Origin of the sequence: Streptomyces sp. M2CJ-2 (assembly GCF_016757295.1) — a bacterium.
Classification (GTDB): Bacteria; Actinomycetota; Actinomycetes; order Streptomycetales; family Streptomycetaceae; genus Streptomyces.
Map to the genome: position 1 here is coordinate 1 of NZ_JAESIF010000145.1, position 6,327 is coordinate 6,327.

General features: G+C 68.9%; 6 protein-coding genes and 1 pseudogene. 2 read left to right on the forward strand and 5 right to left on the reverse strand.

All coding sequences use genetic code 11. The features are described from left to right. Positions 1-207 precede the first annotated feature (207 nt). Positions 208-450: pseudogene (locus JL475_RS37705) on the reverse strand (helicase associated domain-containing protein); the annotation flags it as partial. A 161-nt stretch (positions 451-611) separates the two neighbouring features. On the opposite strand from JL475_RS37705, the gene JL475_RS37710 reads away from it, so the two are divergent. After that, positions 612-1,502: a hypothetical protein gene (locus JL475_RS37710; RefSeq protein WP_307825319.1), complete on the forward strand. Its 891-nt coding sequence runs from the start codon at positions 612-614 to the stop codon at positions 1,500-1,502. A gap of 97 nt (positions 1,503-1,599) precedes the next feature. Here JL475_RS37710 and JL475_RS37715 read toward each other — a convergent pair whose 3' ends face one another. From JL475_RS37715 to JL475_RS37730, 4 genes are all read right to left on the reverse strand, one after another. After that, positions 1,600-1,806 carry a hypothetical protein gene (locus JL475_RS37715; protein WP_237409407.1) on the reverse strand — a complete coding sequence of 69 codons (207 nt, stop codon included), beginning with the start codon at positions 1,804-1,806 and terminating at the stop codon, positions 1,600-1,602. Between the two features lie 204 nt (positions 1,807-2,010). Then, on the reverse strand, positions 2,011-2,736 hold the full coding sequence (locus tag JL475_RS37720; protein WP_202282726.1) for an SDR family oxidoreductase: 726 nt from the start codon (positions 2,734-2,736) through the stop codon (positions 2,011-2,013). Between the two features lie 275 nt (positions 2,737-3,011). Further along, positions 3,012-3,845, reverse strand: a complete 834-nt coding sequence (locus tag JL475_RS37725; RefSeq protein ID WP_202282727.1) for an acyl-CoA thioesterase II — start codon at positions 3,843-3,845, stop codon at positions 3,012-3,014. Between the two features lie 131 nt (positions 3,846-3,976). Continuing rightward, positions 3,977-4,441, reverse strand: coding sequence for a helix-turn-helix domain-containing protein (locus tag JL475_RS37730; RefSeq protein ID WP_202282728.1), 465 nt, complete (start codon positions 4,439-4,441; stop codon positions 3,977-3,979). Between the two features lie 435 nt (positions 4,442-4,876). Between JL475_RS37730 and JL475_RS37735 the strand changes: the two genes are divergently transcribed. Next, a complete protein-coding gene (locus JL475_RS37735) occupies positions 4,877-6,058 on the forward strand; it encodes a thiolase family protein (protein ID WP_202282729.1) in 1,182 nt (393 codons plus the stop codon). Positions 6,059-6,327 lie beyond the last annotated feature (269 nt).

The window sequence follows — 6,327 nt, forward strand, 5'->3', positions numbered from 1 at the left end:
GAGCTACGAGAAGCGGCTGCCGTAGCACCACCCGGCCGGGGGCGCCGCACAGGGGACGGCGCCCCCGGATCTCGGTCTTTATGGTTCAAGAGCTGGCCGGCGCCCGCTGAACCCACGTCGGACGCTGGCCACCGCTGAATACCGCGCGGCCCGACCTCCGGCCGGGAGCATGACGCTCCGCTCCCGGTGCTGCGCCCGCTGCCAGCGTCATGCCCATTCCATGCCCAGTTCCCGGAGCGCGGCGCGCTGCTCCGCCGTGAGCTTGTCCCGCCTCGACTTGGTGTTGGAGACCCACACCCCGAGATTCACGGCCACCGGCTCCGCCTCGCCGTCGACCGCGATCGTCTCGCTGTGGCCCCTTGGCACCGGCCGCTGGCCTTCCCGTTCGACCCATTGCGTGAGGGCCGCGAGTCCGCGTTGGAATGCCTGCTGTGCCCTGCTCGGGCCCCTTCGCCGCACGCCCGGCTGCCGGGGCCATCACTGCGGAACCCGGACCGGGGCAGGGGCGTCACAGGGGCAGTACGGCCTTCACCCTCACCGCACAGCCGCCACCCGTCACCGTCAGTCCCCGGGGGGGACCCATGCGTACGGACGCCACACGTACTGTCACCTTGCTTGTCGCACTCGCCCTGTTCACCGTCGGAGCCGGTGCCGTCGCCGGCTGCGGCAGCGAGAAGGCCGACGGCCGCGGCGCGCAACCCCGCGACGCCGACCCGGAGCCGGAGGCCCGCGCCCGCCAGGTCGCCGACGCCTGGGACGGCTCCGAGGCCACCGAGGTGTGGCGCAAGGGCTACTACCCGATGGGAGAGGTGATCCAGCTGCCCGAGAATGCCTTCCGCAACGGGGCCGACAAGCGGGCCTACTCGGCCCGGAACTTCGTCCTGCGCGGCAAACTCCCCAGCACCGCGCAGAAGGACGGGCAGGTGAAGTGGGAGAGCGGGGGCTCACTCGTGCTGCCGCTGATGGGGGCGCGAGAGGCGTACGAGACCGTGGCCCGCAACAGCGCCGACGGACCGCACCTCACCGTGACCGGGGCGGAGCTGGGCGAGATGGCCCTGGCCACCAGCCGTGGCCCGGCGACCGTCCCGGCCTGGCTGTTCACCCTGGAGGGCTACGACACTCCGCTCAAGCGGGTCGCCCTCAGCCCGTCGCAACTCCCCGAGCCGCCGATCGGGCCAGCCCGGGAGGTGCCCACCGACGAGCTGGCGCCGCTCGACCGGCTGGTCGAGGCGGCCGGGGACGGCCAGTCCGTCACCGTGGCGGCCACCCATGGATCCTGCGACGACGGCCCCGCCGTGGACGTGCTGGAGACGGGCGGCAGCGTGGTGCTGTCCGCATCCGTCGTCGGGACGAAGGAGGGTCCCTGCGCCTCCGGCCTGCGCGTCAAGGAGGTGCAGGTGAAGCTGGACCGGCCGATCGGCGACCGTGTCCTTTTGGACGCGTTCACGGGCCGACCGGTGCCGTACGGGGATCAGGACGGGCCCTCGCCGAGCTGGAGCTGAGGCCCGCCTCTCATCGTGCCAGGGCCTGCTGCACCCCGTGGACGTCGTTCTCGTCCACCACCGCCGTCACCGCATCCGCCCGCCGGGCCGCCTCCTGTCACTGCCGCAGCAGCGTGGACTTCCCCACCCCACCCACACCCCGCACATGGAACAAAAACTCCGCCGGATCCTCCTCGGACTGCGGGTCCTTCGCCAGGTTCTCCGTGAACAGCGCCACCTGCGCCCGCCGGCCCACGAACCGCGCCTGCGCGCGCTGCCGGATCAGCGTCCCCCTGGACAGCCCCCGATTCCCCGACCCCGACATTCTCGCACCCCCGTCACTTCGCCTGCCTCGTCCCCGAGCCAGGCCGCACACCCGCCCGCAGTTTCTCGCATCAGGCGCAGGTCATCAGTGTCCGATCCGGGCCTGCCGTTTGTCAGCCAGGCGCAACAGAGGGCGGAACGAGGCGAGGCCGTTGGTACGTTCGGACGCACGGTGAGGCAGGAGCCCACCGTCGGCGGTGTCGGCCTACGACCAACCCCCGGTGAAGTCGATCACCTGGCCGGTGGTGAAAGCGGACCGGCCGGAGGCCAGGAACTCGATCAACTCGCCGATTTCCTCCGGCTCGCCGAGCCTGCCTGCGGGAACGGTTTCAGCGATGGCTTCTCTGCCGGCGGGGTCGTCGACGTATGTGGCTCGTGGGTAGTACATCTCGCTGTAGAGGTAGTTCGGAGCGACGACGTTCACTTGAATCCCGTAACGGGCCGTCTCCTTCGCCAGCGCCATGGCGAAGGCGGTTGCACCGGCGCGGATCGTCGTGGGTGTGGCAAAGCCGGGCTCTGGGCGTCGGGGGCGGGCAGAGGTCACGAAAACGAACGAACCGCTGCGACGTTCCTTCATTTCGGGCAGGAAGAGCTGGGCGAGGCGAAACGGGACGACGAGCACTGCCTCGAACGTCGCTCGCAGTTCGTCGGGGGATATGTCCTCGATCGCGGTACGACTGATCGGATGGACGTCGTTGGAGATGACGACGTCAACGGTGCCACCCAGTGCGTCGGCCTCCGCGTGAATCTCCTCGGGCTCGCTCGCGTCGAGGCAGACAACACCGGGATGAGCCTTGGCGTACCGCTCGCGGACCCCACGCGCCCTGAAGGACGGGTCATGACAAAGGACCTGGTAACCGTTGCGGAGCAGCACCGGCACGGTTCCGGGCCCCGCGTACTGGGTGACGTTCGTGATGAGTGCCCGGCGCATGTGAACCCCTCTTCTCTTCCTGCGAGTCAGGAGAAACTCACAGAATTCCCGATGATCGTTGTACGGCTGACGGATATGTGCAGCGAGACGGTCAGGCGGATGACTCGGTGGGTTTGGATGAAGCTCTGGCACGTGGACGGGGTTCACGATTTTTCGTGATGCGCGAATGGGAGGAGATCGCGGAGTGGCCGGCAGCCGTGCTGCGGCCGTCACTCCCGCCGAGATCTCGGCAGGGTCGCAGCACCCCCGTGCCCGTCGAGGTGCCGCCCCGGACGTCAGGCGGCCAGGGCTGGGGCCCCCAGAAGGCGCCGGAGCTGACGGGCCTGGGCGAGCAGTTTGCCGTCACGCGACCACAGCTCCGTCTCGTCCACGCACCAGCCGTCGTCGCAGCTCACATTGCGCTGCACGGCGAGCACCCAGTCGTCGACCGGCGCTGACCGCAGGTTTCCGTGGAAGTGCACGGTGAGCTCGACGGTTGGCACGGCCACCGGGGCGATCAGCCGGGGAAAGATGCCGGGAGCCAGGGCGTCGGCGAGTACCACCGCGACCGTCGGATCCACCGGGAGCGCGGTCCGCAGCCGCAGCCATGCTCGCATCTCGGCCAGGTCCGAGCCCGTCAACGGGAGGGCGCCACCAGCCGGGCGGATCTCCACCTGCCGCCCGAAGGGAACCAGGTCAGCGGGCAGCTGGAACACCTCGCAGTCCTCGGGCGGAGCGGCAACCGGGCCCTGTGTGTTCTGCAGGGACAACCCCGGCCTCGGGGCGGTCAGCGTGGTCACGCTGCTCACCACGACCTCCCCGTCCTGACGGACTTCGGTGGCCACGATCGTCGAGGAGGCGCTGACTCGCTCGGCCTTCGCCCGGACATCCAAGGGACCGTCACCGCAACGGCCGTGGAACCGTACGGAGACGGCGCGCGGCACCAGTGCGTCGGCCTGTTCGGAGACCACGTCGAGGGTGGCGTTCAGACCCACTGCGGCCAACAGTCCGCCATGTGGCCCTGCCCACGCCCACCAGTCCCGGGGGATTCGGGCGGCCCATCGGCCTGGACTCACACGGGACGCCTGGACCTGGGCGAGCAGGGAGATAGCACCGCTGTGCGTTTGCATGGGGATCAACCTAAAGCCAGTGAGTTGGAAAAGGCAACCCTTCTGGCTGCGTGCGGAGCCGGCGGATACAACTCCTGTACCGCGCCCACCCGGTGCGCCGACGGGGCAGGCCTGCCGCGGAAGCGGTGAGCTCAGTCGGCCACGGGGCCGGCGGTCGTCCACCCGTGGGCCGTGACGTGTGGCGTGAGATTCTTCCGACTTGCGTCCTTTCCGCAGGCCCCACAGATGACGACAGGCTCCAAGGCGGCCCCGCACGAGTGTTCCATGACCATCGGGGGGCGGTCGGCGAGATGCCGGTCGCCCCAGCTCCTGAGGATGTGCAGCACCGGCTCAAGTTCCCAACCAGCTGCGGTGGGACGGTACTCAAAGCGTTCCGGCCGCTCGTTGTACCGCACCTTCTCCAGCACCCCCTCGTCCACGAGGTGGCGCAGGCGAGCCGCCAGGATGTCCCGCGGTGCGCCGGTGTTGCGGGCGATGGCATCGAAGCGCCACACGCCAAGGAGGGCCTCACGGAGCACGAGCAGCGAATACTTCTCACCGAGGACGGCGAGTGCGTCGGCGATCGAACACGGACGTGGATGCTTCTTGGCCTTCATGGAGCCAGGGTACGGCGGTTTGCTTCTCCAACTCTCTCGACCAGGCAAATCCTGATTTCAAACCCACCTCGGAGGCCCCCGGGGAGCGAGATCGCCCGCGCCAGGCCGTGAAGGCCGGGTGAAGCAGCCCGGAGGGCTCCCCCGCTGATCTCCGGACGTCGCTGCCGGTACAGTCCCGCGGCATCGAGCACCACGCCTGGGCGAAGTCGCGCTCCTCAGTCAAGCGCTTCCGCATCGGCCGGGAACCCCTGCGCAATCGCCCGCCCGGCCGGCGCGATCAGCAGCCCGGGCGAAAGGTCGAGGAAGTGCCCGGTCGGGGCGACCGGCCCGGACGCAGGCCTGCGGTTGCCATGATCGTCACGAGAAGTCGGTCTTGATTTCCAACCCGCTATGCGAAACAGTGGGTAGGAATTTCCAACTCACTTTGGAGGCGGTATGCGTGATGCTGTGATCGTCGAGGCGGTGCGGACACCGATCGGCAAGGGCAAGCCGGGCGGCGCACTGCACCCTGTGCATCCCGTCGAGTTGCTCGGTGGCGTGATCAAGGCACTGGTCGAGCGGGCGGGCATCGACCCGGCCCTGATCGACGACGTGATCGGCGGCTGTGTCGACCAGGTCGGGGAGCAGGCGCAGAACACCACCCGATGGGCGATGCTGTCGGCAGGACTGCCGGAAAGCGTGCCCGCCACCACGGTGGACCGGCAGTGCGGTAGCAGCCAGCAGGCGGTGCATTTTGCCGCCCAGGGTGTGCTGGCCGGTGCCTACGACCTGGCCATCGCGTGCGGCGTCGAGTCGATGAGCCGCGTGCCGATGTGGTCCAACGTGTCGCCGGGAACCGATCCGCTCGGTCCCGGCATCGCCTCCCGTTATCCCGACGGCCTGCTGCCGCAGGGCATCAGCGCGGAACTTATCGCCGCGAAGTGGTCACTGCCTCGCGAACTCCTGGACTCGTTCGCCGTCACCTCGCACCTGCGGGCCGCCACGGCCAGGGCGGAAGGCTTGTTCACGGACGAGATCGTGCCAGTAGCTGTCGACGGCCGTAACGTCACCACTGACGAATCCATCCGGCCCGGTACAAACCTCGAGACACTCGCCGATCTGCGACCGGCCTTCGAGGACCGCGCCATGGCCGACCGGTTCCCGCAGATCCAGTGGTCGGTGACCGCCGGAAACAGTAGCCCCATCAACGATGGCGCCTCGGCGGTGTTGATCACATCGAGCGAGATCGCCAACAAGCTCGGGCTGCGGCCGAAAGCCCGTCTGCACAGCTTCGCGGTCTGCGGATCGGATCCGCTGCTGATGCTGACCGGCGTCATCCCCGCCACCGAAAAAGTCTTGCGCAGGTCCGGATTGCGACTCGAGGACATCGACCTGTTCGAGGTCAACGAAGCGTTCGCCAGCGTAGTGCTGGCGTGGTTGCAGGAGACCGGTGCCGACCCGGCCAGGGTCAACGTCAACGGCGGAGCCATCGCCCTCGGACACCCGCTCGGTGCCAGCGGCACTCGGTTGATGGCCACACTGGTCAACGCCATGCGTCAGCGGGGCGCACGCTACGCGCTGCAAACCATGTGCGAGGCGGGGGGCATGGCCAACGCAACCGTGCTGGAGGCACTGTGAACCCGTCCCCATGCGGGGGCGTCCGTAGCTGCTCAGCACTGGTGACCGGAGCCAATCGCGGTCCCGGTCGCGCCTCTGCCCGACCAGCGGACATAGCGACCCAGACACGCGACGGCGTCGAAGCCGGACACGAGGTATCCGCCGATCACCCCACTCGCCGTGCCACGGCGCACCCGTCAGGAGCAGCTCATGCGACTAGGGCCTGTTCGGGATCGTGATCATGTGGCGGGGGCAAGGCTGCGCAGCCAGATGATGGCGCCGCGCAGCTG